We start from the raw sequence: 17,499 nt of genomic DNA, 5'->3' as shown, positions 1-17,499 counted from the left end.
AAAAAAACGTCCAGTTGTCGCCTTGGTTTTGGGCAGTGGTGGCGCACGTGGTTATGCACATATTGGGGTGATTGAAGTACTTGAGCAGTACGGTATTCATCCTGATTTTATTGTGGGCAGCAGCGCAGGCAGCATTGTCGGTTCAATTTATGCCAGTGGTAAAAATGCACAGCAATTACGTGAAATTGCCATGAATATGAAAGCCAATGATGTGCGGGATGTGACTTTAGATTTAAAAGGCTTTTTTGATGGTAAAAAAGTTGAAAATTATGTCAATGCACAAGTCGATCAACTCCGTTTGGAGCAATTTAAAATCCCGATGTACGTGGTGGCGACTGAATTAAAAGAAGGCAAAAAAGTTGTATTTAATTATGGCAATACGGGTCAAGCGGTGCGTGCGTCAGTGTCTATCCCAAGTATGTTTGTACCTACTAAAATTGCAGAACATGAATATGTCGATGGTGGTTTAGTGAGCCCTGTACCTGTCAAGGTTGCACGCGATTTAGGGGCAGATATTGTGATTGCCGTGAATATTTTGGCGCAGCCTATTCATACTGAAACCAGTAATGTGTGGGGATTGTTTAACCAAAATATTAATATTATGCAAAAGCATTTGGCCAATGAAGAATTGAAACTGGCAGATGTGGTCATTCAACCCGATTTACGTGAAAAAGCCCATATTTTTGATGTGAAAGGGCGCGAAGCGACCATGTTGGCAGGCGCAGAAGCAACTGCAGCGCAATTAAATAAAATCGATCAGGTCTATCAACAGCATCATTATGCGCATGGGCATAGAATTGTAGACTATAAAGTGAGTAATACTTTTGGGCTTTATGGACAGTTTAAATAGCTGTCCAGATCCTTCATTTAGGTCAATTCAATGAAATCAACAGATTTAACTTAAGTCTAATTAGGTGCTTGATAAAAATAACTTTAATGTTAGATTGCTTAGATTTATTCTTTGTAAGTATTTGATATTATAGTTTAAAAATAAAGATACCCTAAAGATATCTAAATACTGAGATGAGGTATTTAGACTTAAAATCAATTTTTTAGCGTGTTCTTTCGCACTGTTTCCATTTATTCTATGCAGCATTTACTGAATTAGTTTTTTAAGCAGTTTACCAATTGAACATGCTTCCAAGACGGCCTAACTTTTGTGCTTCAGGACTTTAAAACTTTATAAAAAATCGAGGGGATACTTCATGCACGGCTTTGAAATTGGACAGCAGGTGAAACTTGCTACTATGGAGCAAGTTATTTTTACAGTGACGATGATTAATCCAGATGGTTCTTATGTGATTGAAGCTGCACTGAGTACCGAACAAACTTTGACTTATAGCAATGTGTCGCAGGAAATGCTGCGCTTGGTTTAAATGTCGCAGCGAAGTTTGAAAATTTACGGGGAAATTGAACTTTTTTTCGTGTAAATTCGCCGAAATTTGCTTGAATAATCCATTGAATAAAAGATTTTAGATTGTTTTTTGAACACTTGAATCAGGGGGATTCACGTAATATTCAATTTGAACAAATATTCTAAAAAATCAGAAATGGATTAAAAAATAACAGCTTGGGAGTCTTAGTCTTTAGTCTTATAATTTTAAATAAATGTTATCATAAACAATATAAATAATAATGATGCAGTTGTTGCCGAAATGAACATTCAAACTTTTATAAACGCGATATAATAATAGGCTCATATCTTACTGTCTTTAAAAGAGTCTAGAGAACGCGATGTCACCATTAGATCAAATTGCCCCAGTGTTAGATGACCAGTCAGAATTAACCATGACCGTGTTAATGACACCCGACATGGCAAATTTCTCAGGGAATGTACATGGTGGAACAATTTTAAAACTATTAGACCAAGTGGCGTATGCATGTGCAAGCCGCTATTCGGGTAGTTATGTGGTGACCCTTTCGGTTGATAAAGTGAACTTTAAAGAGCCGATTCATGTGGGTGAATTGGTGACTTTCCTTGCTAGTGTGAACCATGTTGGTCGTACTTCAATGGAAATTGGGATTCGTGTAGAAGCACAAAATATTCAAAAGCGTACAGTGCGCCATACCAACAGCTGTTACTTCACTATGGTTGCAGTCGATGAAAATGGTAAACCAAAACAAATCCCTGCGTTGAAATTAGACAATGACTGGAAGCGTTGCCGTTTTGAAGCAGCAGAGCAACGTAAAGTTGCACGTTTGCAAGAAAATCATCATCCATCTTGCAGCATTTATAAGAAAACTGAACAAAACTAAATTTTCATCAAATTTAGCTGAAAACCTGTTTGCAATTGTAGACAGGTTTTTTGTGCCTATTTTTTAATTTTGTCCAAGGCAATATTGATTGGCTTTGTAGATAAACAAAAACTGAGTAAACCGAGAGAGTGGCGGAAAACTCAGTTTTTGTATTCGATTTACATTTTTAAATGTATCTAAGTTTTAAGGCTGTTGCGTCGATGCAGCAGGGGTTTCAGTGCTTGCTTCAGATGCAGGTTGTGCAGCAGCTTGTTCTGAAGCTGGTTCAGCCACAGTTTCCTGCGTTGAAACAACCACTTTTTCCTGTTCTGTTGCTGTCGATTCAGCCTTTGCAGCAAAAGTAGTTGCAGTGGCAAAAGCAAAAGTTGAAGCGAGTAAAATTTGTGTCAATTTCATGGTTTGGCATCCTTATTTAAAGTTTTTCATGAGTAGTAGGGAGTGCTCAGCACAAGCATTAAGTAAAAAAACTTATTGCGGCTAAAGTGTTCAAGTCAGTCATCACCTGATTTGAACGGGCTGAACAGGAACTCATGCTAAAGAGCCAAAGCTATGGGATCAATGCTTGCAACAAAGCAAAACAATGACGGTTACTTGAACCGCACAATGATGATGAATAGGTCGTAGTTTGGTAATTTTTGTTTTAAATATGCGGTCAAATCCAATCAAAATGGCTGTGTTTTCCGCAATAAAATTGCGTGGTTGGCAATAAAACATAACATCAAGCGGCTAAAACTCGTGTATTTCCCCAAATAAGTTGCAGATCATCACGTAATAAATGTAAGCGAATTTTTCAAATCATGATGGTGATAGATGTGCTGAAATGAATAAATTTCAGTGTGTTTAGATTCAGATTGAACTAATCGCTAAACTTGCTTAGCATGCTTGAGTTGTTTGAAATTCAATAAAGTGAGCTTATTTTGAAATTAATTGCACCACAAAAAGCAGTCCCGACGCATATTATTTCTGGTTTTCTCGGTGCAGGAAAAACCACCTTATTGAAACAGTTACTCAGCCAAAAACCAGAACATGAAGTTTGGGCGGTGCTGATGAATGAATTTGGACAAATCGGGGTCGATCAACAACTCTTACCTCAGCAACAGGGTTATCAAGTCAAAGAATTATTGGGCGGTTGCTTATGTTGTAGCAGCCAATTGCCTATGCAAATTGCTTTGTCGCGTTTATTGTCCGAAGCGAAGCCTGACCGTTTATTCATCGAGCCGACAGGTTTGGGGCATCCTGCGCAACTCTTGGAACAACTGACCGAACCACATTGGCATACGCATTTATCTATGCGCGCCTTGGTGACGGTAGTAGATGGTTCGCGTTTGCATGATCAGGCGTGGACGCAGCAAAACCTGTATGCCGATCAGCTCAAAGCTGCACAAATTATTGTGGTGTCACATGCAGACCAAATGCAGGCGGCAGATGAGCAAGCCCTCATACAACTACAGCAGGAATATCAAGCCTACGCGCAAAAATGGTTGAAAGCAGAACAGGGTCATCTGGCTTTGACCGAAATGGATATACCGTATGTCGGTACACAGCGTAAAATTCAGCCGTTGCTAAAATTGCAACAGAATACCATCGCTACACATCCGCAAGAGCCTACAGAAATTAAGCAATTGCCGTATCACTATATCGAAACTGCACAAGGATATGCAGTCGCAGGTTGGAAATTGCCTAAACGCTGGCAATTCGACTTTTATCCCTTATTAGATTTACTCTGTGAACAGCAAGATTGGTTGCGCATTAAAGGGATTTTTTATACCAATCAGGGCTGGAAAAGTTTCAACTTCAATCCACAACAATTTAATTATCAATCTACCGATGAAGGCATAGACAATCGGGTGGAAATTATTTATCAAACCGCGCGGGATTGGGCAAAATTTGAGGCTGAAATATTGGCGTGTCGGGTCGATGCTGCTGCGGTTCTAGACTGAAATCTATATGCTCTCGGGCAAACGATACAGCAAAATCCCAGAAAATCCATTATGCTTAGCGGCAAATTTGAACATGGTTTTAGGAATAGACAATGGCGCTGAAAGCGACAATTTATAAGGCAGATTTGAACATTGCCAATATGGATGTGCATCAATACGGTGACTATCAACTCACCATGGCATTGCATCCTTCTGAAACTATTGAGCGATTGATGGTGCGTATTTTGGCATTCGCACGTTATGCAGATGAGGCTTTGGAATTTACCAAAGATTTATTTGAAACCGATGAGCCTGCTTTGTGGGAAAAAGACTTAACAGGGCAGTTAATTAAGTGGATTGAAGTCGGTTGCCCAGATGAAGACAAAGTTAAAAAAGCCAGTTCGCGTTGTAAGCAAGTTGCGATTATTGCCTATGGTTCATCGGTAGATGAATGGTACAAACGTAACAGTAAAATCAAAACTTTAAATAATGTTGAAGTGTGGCAACTATCGCCAGCGAGTACCGAAGCCGTTCAAGCTTTATGCGAACGTACCATGCAATTGCAGTTGAATGTAATGGATGGCGAATGGACATTGATTGGCGATCAGGCACAGGCTCAGATTGAGTGGACACAGTTGCAATAACACTTGCACGAGCTGGAAATTATCTTAAACATCGAAGTGCAAATATTTGGAGATGAACATGAGTGCAGAATTAGAAATTATTGATTTGGTGGTGGGTGAGGGGAAAGAAGCGGTTAAAGGCGCTTTAATTACTACGCATTACACAGGCTGGTTGGAAGATGGCACAAAGTTTGATTCATCCTTAGACCGTGGTAACTATTTTGAAACCGTGATTGGTACAGGTCGTGTCATTAAAGGCTGGGATCAAGGCATCATGGGGATGAAAGTGGGTGGTAAACGCAAACTGATCGTACCTGCGCATTTGGCTTATGGTGAGCGCAAAATGGGCAATATCATTCCTGCTAATTCTAATTTGATTTTTGAAATTGAATTGTATGATGTGAAAACACGCGATCAATAAACACCTCTCAACTTAGCCAAACCGCTAGAATTTAAGTCATTCATCCGATGCCAGTAAGGTCTAGCATGAATGACTTAATTTTTTACTTCAAATTTAGTGCAAGAACGATTAGATTGAAAAACAAGCACAATAGGGCTTTTGCATTTTTGAATTTCACTCGGATGTGGCACAAGTGTGCATTTCTCTTCTTAATTTTACTGTGCAGTGTACTCACACCACCGCGTGTGTTGGCGCAGTATGAGTCTGCACCTGAATCTTACTATCTACATCAACAACTGCTCAATTCTGTTCAATTTACTGAAGATCAATCGAGTATTTTGACTGGGCGATGGTTGTTTTATCCGCAACAATTGATTCAAGAACCCAGTGCGGTACTGGCATCGAATACCGTTGAATTGCCTGCTTCATTTGAAGATTTAATGGGCAATGCCAATACTTACGGCACTTTTATTGGGCACTTTCAAATTCCAAAAGAATTTCTAGGCAGACGTATTGCGATTTGGATTCCCAACCAATATGGCGCCTATCGGGTATTTTTAAATGGCGATCCACTGGTGCGTGTTGGCACAGTCGGTGCAGATGCGAGTAGTCACCAAACCGAAAATGCCCCACGAATTGCATATTTTGTTCCTGAAAGTGAATATTTTACCCTGACCATTCAAGCGTCTAGCTTTCAGAGCTTGCAAGGTGGTTTAAAAAATCCAATGAAAATTGGTTTAAGTCGCACCATCAATCAACAGTATCAGCGTTTGATGATGAGTATTGCCATGATTTGTGGGGCAGTACTTGGTATTGGTGTGTTTACCTTGATGTTTTCGGCATTTAGTCTTGCAAATGGTGGAAAGACCAAGCGTATTTTTATTTTCGGCATTTTTATTGTTTTTCTGGCATTACACAATTTATTTTCTGCACCCTATGCCTATACCACTTTCCTGAATTTAAGTTGGTCTTGGGGAATAAGACTCGAATATTTATTTAGTTTTTTAGCGATTTTATTTTTCCTGAGTTATATGTTTTTGCTCAGTTCGCGCTATTTGCATCGTTGGGTATATAGCGCGGCAATGCTGTTATTGAGCTTTAATATTGGGGTGACGCTGTGGGCAGAACCCACTATTTTTCAGCAATTGGCATTTTATAGTTCATTTTTCTTTGTTTTGATTTTGGCAAATTTTGCTTATGGATTTTATCAAACCCTGCGTTCAGGAGAGGATTATTCCAAAATTAATTTTTGGGCAGTAATTATTCTATGTGGCACATTTATTCATGATTTTTTATTAATGCTGAATCTGGTCAATTCCATTCATTTATCTTTTATTTCGACCAGTGTTTATGCATTCCTCATCATGTTTCAGCAGGCACGAAATTATGCCTACCATAACTTACGCATTGAACGCTTGAACCAAAAACTGATTCATTTAAACAGCTCGTTAGATTTAAAAGTGCAGGAACGCACTGAACAACTCAGTCTTTTGAATGAAAAACTGGAAATACAGATTAAAACCGATGCATTAACAGGGGCATATAATCGCCGTGCATTAAATGAAGAAATTCAGCGTTTGTATTTTGAAACCTTGCAAAATAAGCGACATATTTTGGTCTTTGCGATGCTCGATGTCGATTATTTTAAAAAATACAATGATCATTATGGGCACTTAAAAGGCGATCAAATTCTGCAAAACCTAGTTAAAGTTTTACAAGATATTTTGCCTAAAAATGCGTTTGTGGCACGTTATGGGGGTGAAGAATTTGCCATTTTACTGCACGATATTCCGCAACCTGCGATTGCACCACTCATGCAAAAGGTCTTGCAGGCTGTGCGTGATGCAGCTTTTGAGCATGTGGCACGAGAAGACTATAAACAATATGTGACTTTAAGTATCGGTGTAGCGTGGATGACTCGCGCACAAGCGTATACGCACGTGGATGATTTTATGAAAGCTGCAGATGCGCATTTGTATCAAGCCAAACATGCAGGACGCGATCAGGTAGTAATTCAAACTTAATATGTTGACGCTACTCTACATGGCTTAAAGATAGCTCTGAATTTTTTGTTGAAGTTGTACGACAGAAACATTGCCCGACAGTCGTTCAACAATTTGCCCATCTTTAAAAATCAGAGTGGTCGGTAAACCAAAGACTTGATAACGCAAAGTTAAAATTGGAGATTGATCGACATTCACTTTGCCAAACTTTACCGAAGCATCAAAAAGTTGGGCAAGCTGCTCAAAAAATGGTGCATTTTGAACACAAGGCGTACACCACGTCGCATAAAAACGAATCACCGCAACGCCTGTTTCATATTCAAACTCACGGTAATTATTTTCGTTGTATTCCACAATTTCTGACATCACATACTCTTTAATCATAAATGAAAATTTAATCACGCATGAAAACACCACGGCATGAGAATTATACCTAAGTTAATCTGGGTTTTAATGCTTTGCTGTTTTATGTTCAAATAGTCAGAATTCATATCAGCATCAAACAATCAGGGATTTGCCATGACACAAAACACAATGCAGCAGATTATTATTACAGAATCAGGTGGCCCAGAAAAATTAGCCTATGAAACGGTTGCAATACCTGAGCCACAAGCCAATGAGGTTTTGGTCAAAGTACATGCTTTTGGTTTGAATCGTCCTGATATTTTACAGCGTCAGGGTCTGTATCCTATGCCTAAAGGCGTGACGCCAGTGCCAGGTTTAGAAGTAGCAGGTGAAGTAGTTGCTGTGGGTGCAGATGTTAGCCAATTTAAAGTTGGTGATGCAGTGTGTGGCTTAACCAATGGTGGTGGTTATGCAGAATATTGTGTTGTACCAGAAAGCCAGACTTTGACAATTCCAACAGGTGTCAGTTTTGTACAAGCCGCTGCGATACCTGAAACATTTTTTACTGTGTGGGCCAATGTATTCCAAATGGGTAAAGCCAAAGCAGGTGAAACGGCGCTGATTCATGGTGGAACCAGTGGTATTGGTACAACTGCTTTAATGCTGTGCAATGCCTTAGGTTTAAAAACCTTTGCAACCGTAGGTTCAGATGAAAAAGTACAAGCAATTTCACATCTCACCACAGCAATTAATTACAAGACACAAGATTTTGAACAAGTGATTAACGAAGCGACAGACAATGCTGGGGTCGATGTCATTTTAGATATTGTTGGTGCGCCGTATTTGGAACGTAATTTAAACTTATTACGTCGTGATGGTCGCTTGGTGTATATCGCATTCTTAGGTGGTGCAAAAGCCAAAGAAGTAAAACTTGGTCAAATTATGATGAAGCGTCTTACCATTACGGGTTCGACCATGCGCGCCCGCGATACTGCAGAAAAAGCTGAAATTACCAAAGGTTTGCAAGAGATAGTTTGGCCATTGTTAGCCAAAGGTGAATGTCTGCCTATGATTTATAAAACCTTTCAGTTTGATCAAATTCAGCAAGCGCATGCCGAAATGGATACAGGTGAGCATGTGGGCAAAGTAGTGGTGGAAGTGATTTAAAGACTCAAAATTTAAAATCAGCCCGCATAAAAAACTGACCGAGTGTCAGTTTTTTTATGCATATTTTTATAGAAGATTTTAACAAAGATTTTTTGAATCTTTTTTAGCAATTATTTTAATCATAATTACATAAATATTCCTTTAAACTACAATTTAACACAATAAAATTTTTCCAAATAGTCAAATATTAAGGAGGTGTAGGACCATACGCGCCAACTTAAGCCATGTTGATGATATTTCATACACTCTGGTGCCTCCTAAATAACATTGAAATATCATCTGTAAATCGTTGTAATTTCCCCTTCCTAGGCCGCTCCGACATACTTTTAATACTGCTTGCTAGATTGGCTTCAAAGCTTGGATATTCTGCTAACAAACTGTATTTAATCTGATCATTCAAGTCTTGAATTAGCCGCCAAGGACTTAAGTTTCGGTTTTTATCGAGTAAACTAACACCATGATTAAAATAATGTTGTTTATAGATTTTCTCTACTAAAACTGCGTAAAGTAGCTTTCCGAGTAAATAAACCTCAGCTAATTTACCGTCTTTTTTAGCCCTTAGTAAATCTATGTTAAGCAAGCTTTTTAATCGTTTTATATATAGTTCGATTTGCCACCTGGCTTTATAAATATTTTGAACTTGAAGCGTACTAAGAACCTGCGGCGGAATCGTTGTAAATACCAGCATCCAGTTCGTTAAGTAAAGTGTTTGAGCTCTGACTTTTCGCCTATTTTTCTTAGCAAAGGTCATCATTTCTCGACGTTCATTTTCTGCAACTTTTGTGTTTTTAGCTATCGCATGGACATAACCCTTGATCCTCTTATCGCCTAAAATCATATAACACTCAATCACCTGATTTTTCTCAGACCGTGATATAAGTTGCTGATGCCAATCAATCTTAAGCTTTTGATTATTCGAATTAAATGTATAGAGAGGCATGGAGTTCGGTGTATATCTGACAATGACATCAGCGCCTTGATCGACTGTCGGCATAATGGTTTGAACTCGACTATAGCCACGGTCAGCCACAAAGACATAACCCTCACGAAGCTGATAATGCTGAAGTTTTTCGCCAACTTTGTCTGTTGTAACAACAGCATCAGTGAGCGTTAAATCCATCAAATCTATGCCGAGATGTAGTCTATAGCTCGTTTGTGTCGCACCTGGTTCCTGAACGGTAGAGCCATCTACAGCTATAAATTTTAAATCGCCTTCTGTATGGTTATGATCTGTGGTAAGAGTTTCTTTTAAAAGTGATTTAATCCAGTCAGCACAAGATATTAATCTCTTTTTTACGGCTTCGTCGCTGATTGCGGAATAAGTTTCAGTGAATTTTCCAGCGCATGCTCTTAAAGACAAATCGAGACCACAATACAGCATAAGTAATTTAAACAGTTCTAAAGGCGATTTAATTTTTCTAGCCCGTTGAAAAGCATTACAATTTATCGCCATTTGTTCAATATTTGAAGGAAGTACTTGTAATAACTGTTGAAAATGAATCATGATACGCCACGGTGGTTGTGTTTTGTGTTAGCGCATTAATAAATACAACCACCTTTTTTATTTTTCAAGCGATAATTATAATATATTTCAACAGTTTAAGCCTTAAGTTGGCGCGTATGAGGTGTAGGACACACCCTGTCAATAATAGAGCTTATCTTTATATTCATTGAATTCATTCTCAAGATAACAAAACGGTTCATGTAAAATAATTTGATAGAGAGAGCAGGCTTATGAAAATTTTATCTGCATATACGCCAAAACACAGTCTACGCGCATTAAAACGGTTACACAAAAATATTGTTCGTCAGCAAATCAATGTTGGGAACTTAAATAAAATGTATCATGCGATGCTACATTTAGAGCGCTATATTGACCGCCTCGATCATGATAAACGCGAAAACTTGTATTAAGTGTAAAGAGCAACCTGTTAATTATTTTTTACTAAAAAGTACAAGTGAGTTGAAAAGTTAAACCTGTTATTTATTGGATTATTCATTTGAAATAACGGGTTTTAAATAGACGGTAAAATTCAGGAGAAAAACTAAGGGAACAATAAGAAATTTAAAATAAACAAGGATGATCAAAGCTGAAAGATCAATTTTAAACTGCTGCACTGTAATAGGTGCAGCACTGCCTTGTGTGAACAATTGCTTCGGAATGTGTCGAGCTTTTAGCTAAATTGTGCGAAAATAGCGTTTTGCTATTTTTGTCCAAGGGCAGTACATGATTGACCAATCTCCTGAATCATTAAGTGATATCGAAATACTCGACATTTTGCAGTCTATGAAAAGTGATGAGCTAGACACAGAGGCAAAAGAAATTATCCGTAATGGTGGGAAAGCAGGTCGTCAGGAAGCGCATAAAGCAGCGTTGGTGGCACTGAATCAATCATTTGAAAGCAAATTTGTAGAAGCGGTGAGTTTGGCTTTGCAGTTAAATGAAGCGCAAATGAAAAAAATTCGTTATAAAAAAGACCGTGTGCGTATTTTAAAAGCACGTGGGATTGATTATTTAGCCATTGATGGCACAGAAACTGCACAAGTATTGGCTCAGGTTGCACAAGCGATTGTGCGTGAAGATGCTGTGGTAACGCATGATTTGCACAATATTTTCCCTTTCTGGAAAGAAGGTTGGCCAATGGTGCAATTCGACAATGTCTATAAAATTTTAGCTGAAGATATTGCGATTCATTATCAAGCAGTATTGGATGAGTTGATCAGTAAGTATTAAGTAAATACTCAGCTAAATTTCAGAAGTATCAGTTCAGATTTAAAAAAGCACCACTTCATTTTGATGTGGTGCTTTTTTGTGAATGCGAGAAAATGTAGATGCAATCAGGCTGAACGAATACAAGGAATCTCACTATCCATCTGCTTCAGTGTTGTTTTGTATTTCCTGCGTTTCTACAATTCGTGTCACTAAAAGTTGGTCAATTTTAAAATGATCGACGTCGACCACTTCAAATTTATAACCATCAAAAAGTACAGAGTCGGCAGGACGCGGGATTTTACGCAGCTTATACATCATAAAACCTGCAATGGTTTCATAATTTTCATCATCTGGCATTTCATCAATTTGCAGCGCGTGTTTAATGTCTTCAATTGGCGTGCTGCCATCAATCAGCCAAGAATTGTTATCACGTTTAATAATTTGCTGGTCTTCTTCAATAGGTGTTACCCAATCGCCCATCACAGTAATCATAATATCAGACAGGGTAATCACGCCCACAACCAAAGCATATTCATTAATCACCACGGCAAATTTTTCTTTGGTAGAGCGGAAACGGTCTAAGACTTCAGACAGCGTGAGTGTATCTGGAATGGTTAATACATTACGGATGGTGCTTTCATTTAGTTGTAGTAAAGATTGATTATTGAGGATTCTGACCAAAATATCTTTGGCATCAACATAACCAATCACATCATCAATATTTTCGCTACAGACCAAAAATTTGGAATAAGGATATTCTGCAAGTTTTTGACGAATACTGGCTTCAGATTCCTTTAGGGTAAAAAACACCACATTTTCACGTGTGGTCATACTCGAAGGTACGTTACGTTCTTCAAGTTCAAACACGTTTTCAATAAAGTGATGTTCCTGCTTTTGTAAAACACCTGCTTGAGCGCCTGCATCCATGACTGCAGAAATATCATCAAATGTAATATTGTCTTCGCGCTTGGTATTTACTTTAAATAAACGGAACAGCACGTTGGCAATCGCATTAATCATCCATGCCAAAGGCTTGCATATCCGAATAAAAATTTGAATCGGATTAATCACCGATACCGCAATTTTTTCAGGGGCGATCATTGCCAAACGCTTAGGCATTAGGTCGGCAAATAAAATAAACAGCGAAGTCACTAAGGTAAATGACAAGGCAAAACTAAGCGTTTCAGCCCATGGTCCTTGATAGAAGCGCACGACTAAGTTGTAAAAATAAGGACGGAATGCGCCTTCACCTAAAATACCACCTAAAATGGCAACTGCGTTTAAGCCAATTTGTGAGGCAGCAAAAAAATCAGCTGAGTTTTCTTGTAGGTCTAAAACTTTTTGGGCACGTTCATCGCCTGATTCGGCTAGAATTTTCAGTTTAACTTTACGTGCACCAGCCAACGCAATTTCAGTCAGCGATAAAAAACCAGCTCCGACAATGAGGATGAGGATAATAACAATATTCTGGAAGAGGCTCACGAATCCACCTGTGGATTATATTATTTTAAATATAACAATTTGAATCTTTATTAAATCATGATTAAACAATGAGGAATATCGAAATATTCCTCATCTGAGTATAAGCGTTTGTGCCAATAAGTTCAGTGAATTTTTAATTAATAGGCTGAAAATTGAGAGTTATTCAGTAAAAACTCACGGTTTTCTTCTTCAATCATTTGGCGCGCTACATATAAAATCAATTGGCGTAACCAACGGTGTGCAGGGTGATGATGTAACAACGGACACCATGCCATCTTTAATTCAAATTCTGGAATATAAAATGGGGGGTCTTTAATCAGTAAACTTTGGCTTTTGGCTTGTAAGCGCGCAATACGTGTAGGTAAGGTTGCGACTAAATCTACATTAGACGCGAGTAGTGCAGGCATTTGATAATGACGGGTAAACACCGAAATTTTACGTTTTTGTCCAATACGCTCTAAAGCTTGATCAATCCAACCCAGTCCCGCTTGTTTCTCTGGATTCACACCAAAACCAACGCCCATACCTGTTTTAGAAACCCAAATATGTTGTGCATCTAAGTAGCTTTTTAAATTCAGGTTATTGGCAGCAGGGTGTTTGTGATTGAGCAGGCAAGAAAAACTATCACGCCAAACTAAAACCTGATGGAAACTTTGTGGAATTTCATTAAAACGGTTAATCGCCAAATCGACTTTACCTTGTTCCATGTCGCGATAAGACACATCACTCGGGGTTAAAAAGTCTAATACCACATTAGGTGCTTCAGAGCGTAAAGCTTTAACCAAGCGTGGGACTAATGTGGCTTCTGCGTAATCGGAGGTCATAATCCGAAATACACGATTTGAAGTATAAGGGCGGAACTCAGTACGCGGCTCCAAAATCATAGAAAGGTCAGATAAGGCATCGCGGATACGCGGTTGTAATTCTAAGGCACGTTCAGTTGGCGTCATGCCTTCAGAAGAACGAATCAGCAGGGGATCATTAAATAAATTGCGCAAACGACGTAAAATGTTACTCATCGCAGGTTGGGTAACGCCCAATTGTTCTGCAGCACGGGTTACATTTTTTTCACGAAGTAAGACGTCAAGATAAATTAATAGATTAAGATCAACCCGCTCCAGATTCATAAAATAAATACCGAAAATAAAATCACTAAATTATTGGAATTATGCCATAAGCCGTAAGGCTTGTGTATAAATTATGATGAAAAAATCGACGAGATAAATAGCAAAAAATCTGAATAAAAACAGCCAGCCCCATCATTATTTCCTAAAGAAATGTAAGTTGCCTAGCACTGCATCTATACTTTTTAATATTAAATGCAAAAACACTTAAAAGCATTGGCAGAACTGATAGCAGATTCTATTTTGTATGAAACTTATGCACTTACATTGTGCTGAAAAGCAGCAAAATTTTGCTAAAAAATGGCAGAAATCGCCAATGCAAGCATTTTTTATGAAATGCAAGACTTAAGTCTAATGCAGAAAATATCGGCACAGAGATGAATTTGTAAGCAAAGATATTTGATTAATTTTCTAAATATGGTTTTTAAAATCAATAGGTTGTGTTTTTATTGTTTTTGTGAATTAAGACTTTGATCTATACATTTTTTTAAAAAATACCGAGAATTACACGAGAATATTGGATTAATTCATTCAGTCACTCTACTCTGTATTCATCGTAACGAAGTGCTCTAAATCTGAGCAATCAAGCATAAGCGCGATTTAGCCTTCGATTGATAAATCCTAAATAATATTACAGGGTACAATATCATGACTACATACCAAACAGCGATTGATGCAATCCGCGAATTAAAAGCAAAATTCGGCAACACTTGGGCAGACATCAGTCCTGAAGATGCTGCGCGTATGCAAATGCAAAACCGTTTCAAAACTGGTTTAGATATTGCTAAATATACAGCTGCGATTATGCGTCGTGATATGGCTGCTTATGATGCTGATTCAAGCAAATACACTCAATCTTTAGGTTGCTGGCACGGTTTTGTTGCGCAACAAAAAATGATTGCGAACAAAAAATACTTCGGTACTACTGAACGCCGTTATATCTACCTTTCTGGTTGGATGGTTGCTGCACTTCGTTCAGAATTCGGTCCACTTCCTGACCAATCTATGCACGAAAAAACTTCTGTTCCTGCATTGATCGAAGAAATCTACACATTCTTACGTCAAGCTGACGCGAAAGAATTAAACGATTTGTTCCGCGCACTTAAAAAAGCACAAGACGCTGGTGATACTGCTAAAGCTGCTGAAATCACTGCTCAAATCGACAACTTTGAAACTCACGTTGTGCCAATCATTGCGGACATCGACGCTGGTTTCGGTAACGAAGAAGCAACTTACTTATTAGCTAAGAAAATGATCGAAGCGGGTGCATGTGCACTTCAAATCGAAAACCAAGTTTCTGACGCGAAACAATGTGGTCACCAAGCTGGTAAAGTAACTGTTCCACACGAAGACTTCATCGCTAAAATCCACGCGTTACGTTATGCGTTCTTAGAAATGGGTCTTGACGACGGTATCATCGTTGCACGTACTGACTCTGAAGGCGCTGACTTAACTCAAAAAATCCCAGTAGTTAAAGAGCCAGGCGACATCGCTTCTCAATACATCAGCTACTTAGACACTCAAGAAATTGACATCTCTGAAGCGAAAGAAGACGAAATCCTAATCAAGCGTGATGGTAAATTACACCGTCCTAAGCGTTTAGCTTCTGGCTTGTACCAGTTCCGTGAAGGCACTCAAATTGACCGCGTTGTACTTGACTGTGTAACTAGCTTACAAAACGGTGCTGACCTTCTTTGGATCGAAACTGCGACTCCAAACGTAGAAGAAATCGCTCACATGGTTAACCGTGTACGTGAAGTTGTGCCAAATGCGAAACTTGTTTACAACAACTCTCCATCATTCAACTGGACACTGAACTTCCGTCAACAAGCGTACGACCGTTGGGTTGCTGAAGGTAAAGACGTATCTGCATACGACCGCGCTAAATTAATGAGCGCTGAGTACGACGATTCTGAATTGGCTGCTGAAGCTGACGAAAAAGTACGTACATTCCAAGCAGACGCTTCTCGTGAAGCAGGCGTGTTCCACCACTTGATCACTCTGCCTACTTACCACACAGCTGCTCTTTCTACTCACGAGCTTGCTCAAGGTTACTTCGGTTCTGAAGGTATGTTGGCTTATGTTGCTGGCGTACAACGTAAAGAAATCCGCGGTGGTATCGCTTGTGTGAAACACCAAGCAATGGCTGGTTCTGACATCGGTGACGATCACAAAGAAATTTTCTCTGGTGACAACGCGCTTAAAGCAGCGGACGAAGCTAAAAACACAATGAACCAATTCAACGCGTAATCGCTTGATGGTTTAAAAGAAAACCCTGCTGATGCAGGGTTTTTTTATGGCTATTTAAAATAGTCAAAGAACTTTGAAACATCCTTAAATTGATGTTCCTTCATTTATGAAATGCAGCAGCTGTAACCTATTTAATTTTGATCACATCTGCCTGTACAGAAGCAGGGTAATGGAAAGACACCTTAATCCATTGTTTTTGTTGTGCAGGAATCGGTTCTAAAAATTGCGGATCGACTACAGCAGCATATTCCTGATATTGCTGATCGACCAAAACCAAGTCATTGGCATGTAATTGTAATGCTTGATCAGATTGATTGTGAATTGCCAGAAAATAATCGTGTGCCATCACAGGGTCGTTTAATTCTTTGACCTCAACATTTTGTACGTGTTCAGCCTGAATATCGACATGCTTCAGGGCATTACTGACTTGCATATTTTCTACAGGATGTAAGAAAACCTGAGTTTCATTTTTCTGCTGATTTTGTGTCTTTTTCTGATTGTATAAACTGAATTTAAGACCGTGCGCTGTGAGTTGAATACGTGCATAGGCTTGCCCATTTTCTGTATTGAGCAACCATTCATTTGCCGTGTTTTGCGATGGGTGTTGGTTCTGTTTGTCTTGCTGATTGTTGCCCTGAGCAGCTTGAATCGTTCCCGCCACTTGGTTTTCGCGCTGGCGCTGTTTCGAGCGTTTAATGTCGCTGAGTTGAAAGGTTTGATCATCATTCAGGCGTAAATGAATCACATGCTGTTCACAGTTGTCACAAGGCAATAAGGCTCTAAAGTTACCTGTAGCTTGTCCTGTCCATGAAGTTGCTGAATTTTGAACTTCAGTTTTGGACGTAATTTGTGGCTCAGAAGGCAAAGCGGATTGATATTCCCTGCTTGGATCAGTTGATCCGCAAGCTACTAAAAATAAGCTAAGTGTACTGAGTGCAATCGGATAACGATTCAGCATAAATGTTCTAAACTTCAAACTTGTCTTGCTGCCACCTTAAACTTTCACCTTGTATCTGAAAAGCCAATTTGCCTTATTTTTAATGAAGATTTGTAGCAAATCATAACAAGCCCGATGTTTTAAAGTTTTAAGTTTCACTTCAAGGATTACATCGGATTAGACCGTAAAAAACTCAGCAAACTGTGCGTAAATTTATATATTTACCATTTTAAACTTGCTTGAATCTAGCAATGAATAAGCGCAAAAACAGTATGATTTT

General features: G+C 38.8%; 17 protein-coding genes. 11 read left to right on the top strand and 6 right to left on the bottom strand.

From position 1 onward, the window contains the following. The 3 genes from F947_RS13925 to F947_RS13920 form a co-directional block, all read left to right on the top strand. A partial coding sequence (locus tag F947_RS13925) for a patatin-like phospholipase family protein (RefSeq protein WP_004977314.1) occupies positions 1–850 on the top strand: 850 nt, incomplete at its 5' end. A 355-nt stretch (positions 851–1,205) separates the two neighbouring features. Beyond that, the gene (locus tag F947_RS14780; protein WP_004977313.1) at positions 1,206–1,376 is read left to right on the top strand and encodes a hypothetical protein; all 171 of its coding nucleotides are present in this window, start codon (positions 1,206–1,208) and stop codon (positions 1,374–1,376) included. A gap of 358 nt (positions 1,377–1,734) precedes the next feature. After that, positions 1,735–2,256: an acyl-CoA thioesterase gene (locus tag F947_RS13920; protein ID WP_004977311.1), complete on the top strand. Its 522-nt coding sequence runs from the start codon at positions 1,735–1,737 to the stop codon at positions 2,254–2,256. Positions 2,257–2,439: 183 nt separating this feature from the next. Here the strand turns inward: F947_RS13920 and F947_RS13915 are convergent, their stop codons facing one another. Further along, entirely contained in the window at positions 2,440–2,652 is a 213-nt protein-coding gene (locus F947_RS13915; RefSeq protein WP_004977309.1) for a hypothetical protein, read from the bottom strand. A 521-nt stretch (positions 2,653–3,173) separates the two neighbouring features. Here F947_RS13915 and F947_RS13910 point away from each other — a divergent pair. From F947_RS13910 to F947_RS13895, 4 genes are all read left to right on the top strand, one after another. Next, entirely contained in the window at positions 3,174–4,196 is a 1,023-nt protein-coding gene (locus tag F947_RS13910; protein ID WP_004977308.1) for a CobW family GTP-binding protein, read from the top strand. Between the two features lie 92 nt (positions 4,197–4,288). After that, positions 4,289–4,819, top strand: a complete 531-nt coding sequence (locus F947_RS13905; RefSeq protein WP_004977306.1) for a YaeQ family protein — start codon at positions 4,289–4,291, stop codon at positions 4,817–4,819. Between the two features lie 58 nt (positions 4,820–4,877). Beyond that, positions 4,878–5,219, top strand: a complete 342-nt coding sequence (locus tag F947_RS13900) for an FKBP-type peptidyl-prolyl cis-trans isomerase (RefSeq protein WP_004977304.1) — start codon at positions 4,878–4,880, stop codon at positions 5,217–5,219. A gap of 161 nt (positions 5,220–5,380) precedes the next feature. Further along, a complete protein-coding gene (locus F947_RS13895; RefSeq protein WP_026438467.1) occupies positions 5,381–7,222 on the top strand; it encodes a sensor domain-containing diguanylate cyclase in 1,842 nt (613 codons plus the stop codon). Positions 7,223–7,246: 24 nt separating this feature from the next. On the opposite strand, the gene F947_RS13890 is transcribed toward F947_RS13895, so the two are convergent. Next, positions 7,247–7,567, bottom strand: coding sequence for a thioredoxin family protein (locus F947_RS13890; protein ID WP_004977299.1), 321 nt, complete (start codon positions 7,565–7,567; stop codon positions 7,247–7,249). Between the two features lie 153 nt (positions 7,568–7,720). Here F947_RS13890 and F947_RS13885 point away from each other — a divergent pair, with 153 nt between their 5' ends. Next, the gene (locus F947_RS13885) at positions 7,721–8,713 is read left to right on the top strand and encodes an NAD(P)H-quinone oxidoreductase (protein ID WP_004977296.1); all 993 of its coding nucleotides are present in this window, start codon (positions 7,721–7,723) and stop codon (positions 8,711–8,713) included. Positions 8,714–8,951: 238 nt separating this feature from the next. Here F947_RS13885 and F947_RS13880 read toward each other — a convergent pair whose 3' ends face one another. Further along, positions 8,952–10,217, bottom strand: a complete 1,266-nt coding sequence (locus F947_RS13880) for a transposase (RefSeq protein WP_004977293.1) — start codon at positions 10,215–10,217, stop codon at positions 8,952–8,954. 230 nt (positions 10,218–10,447) lie between these two features. Between F947_RS13880 and F947_RS13875 the strand changes: the two genes are divergently transcribed. Beyond that, positions 10,448–10,627 (top strand): hypothetical protein, encoded by a 180-nt coding sequence (locus F947_RS13875; RefSeq protein WP_004977288.1) that lies wholly within the window; start codon positions 10,448–10,450, stop codon positions 10,625–10,627. 313 nt (positions 10,628–10,940) lie between these two features. Beyond that, on the top strand, positions 10,941–11,447 hold the full coding sequence (locus F947_RS13870) for a hypothetical protein (RefSeq protein WP_004977287.1): 507 nt from the start codon (positions 10,941–10,943) through the stop codon (positions 11,445–11,447). 132 nt (positions 11,448–11,579) lie between these two features. On the opposite strand, the gene paeA is transcribed toward F947_RS13870, so the two are convergent. Together paeA and F947_RS13860 are read right to left on the bottom strand one after the other, a co-directional pair. Then, positions 11,580–12,908 carry a polyamine export protein PaeA gene (paeA, locus tag F947_RS13865; protein WP_004977283.1) on the bottom strand — a complete coding sequence of 443 codons (1,329 nt, stop codon included), beginning with the start codon at positions 12,906–12,908 and terminating at the stop codon, positions 11,580–11,582. Between the two features lie 137 nt (positions 12,909–13,045). Then, positions 13,046–14,035, bottom strand: a complete 990-nt coding sequence (locus F947_RS13860; RefSeq protein ID WP_004977282.1) for a LysR family transcriptional regulator — start codon at positions 14,033–14,035, stop codon at positions 13,046–13,048. Positions 14,036–14,680: 645 nt separating this feature from the next. Between F947_RS13860 and F947_RS13855 the strand changes: the two genes are divergently transcribed. Then, the gene (locus tag F947_RS13855; RefSeq protein ID WP_004977281.1) at positions 14,681–16,282 is read left to right on the top strand and encodes an isocitrate lyase; all 1,602 of its coding nucleotides are present in this window, start codon (positions 14,681–14,683) and stop codon (positions 16,280–16,282) included. A gap of 127 nt (positions 16,283–16,409) precedes the next feature. Here the strand turns inward: F947_RS13855 and F947_RS13850 are convergent, their stop codons facing one another. After that, a complete protein-coding gene (locus F947_RS13850) occupies positions 16,410–17,240 on the bottom strand; it encodes a copper resistance protein NlpE N-terminal domain-containing protein (RefSeq protein ID WP_004977280.1) in 831 nt (276 codons plus the stop codon). Positions 17,241–17,499: the final 259 nt, after the last annotated feature.

It is taken from the genome of Acinetobacter towneri DSM 14962 = CIP 107472, assembly GCF_000368785.1.
GTDB classification, from domain to species: domain Bacteria; phylum Pseudomonadota; class Gammaproteobacteria; order Pseudomonadales; family Moraxellaceae; genus Acinetobacter; species Acinetobacter towneri.
Note: the sequence above shows the minus strand (reverse complement) of the source record. Positions and strands in the feature narration are given on the sequence as shown.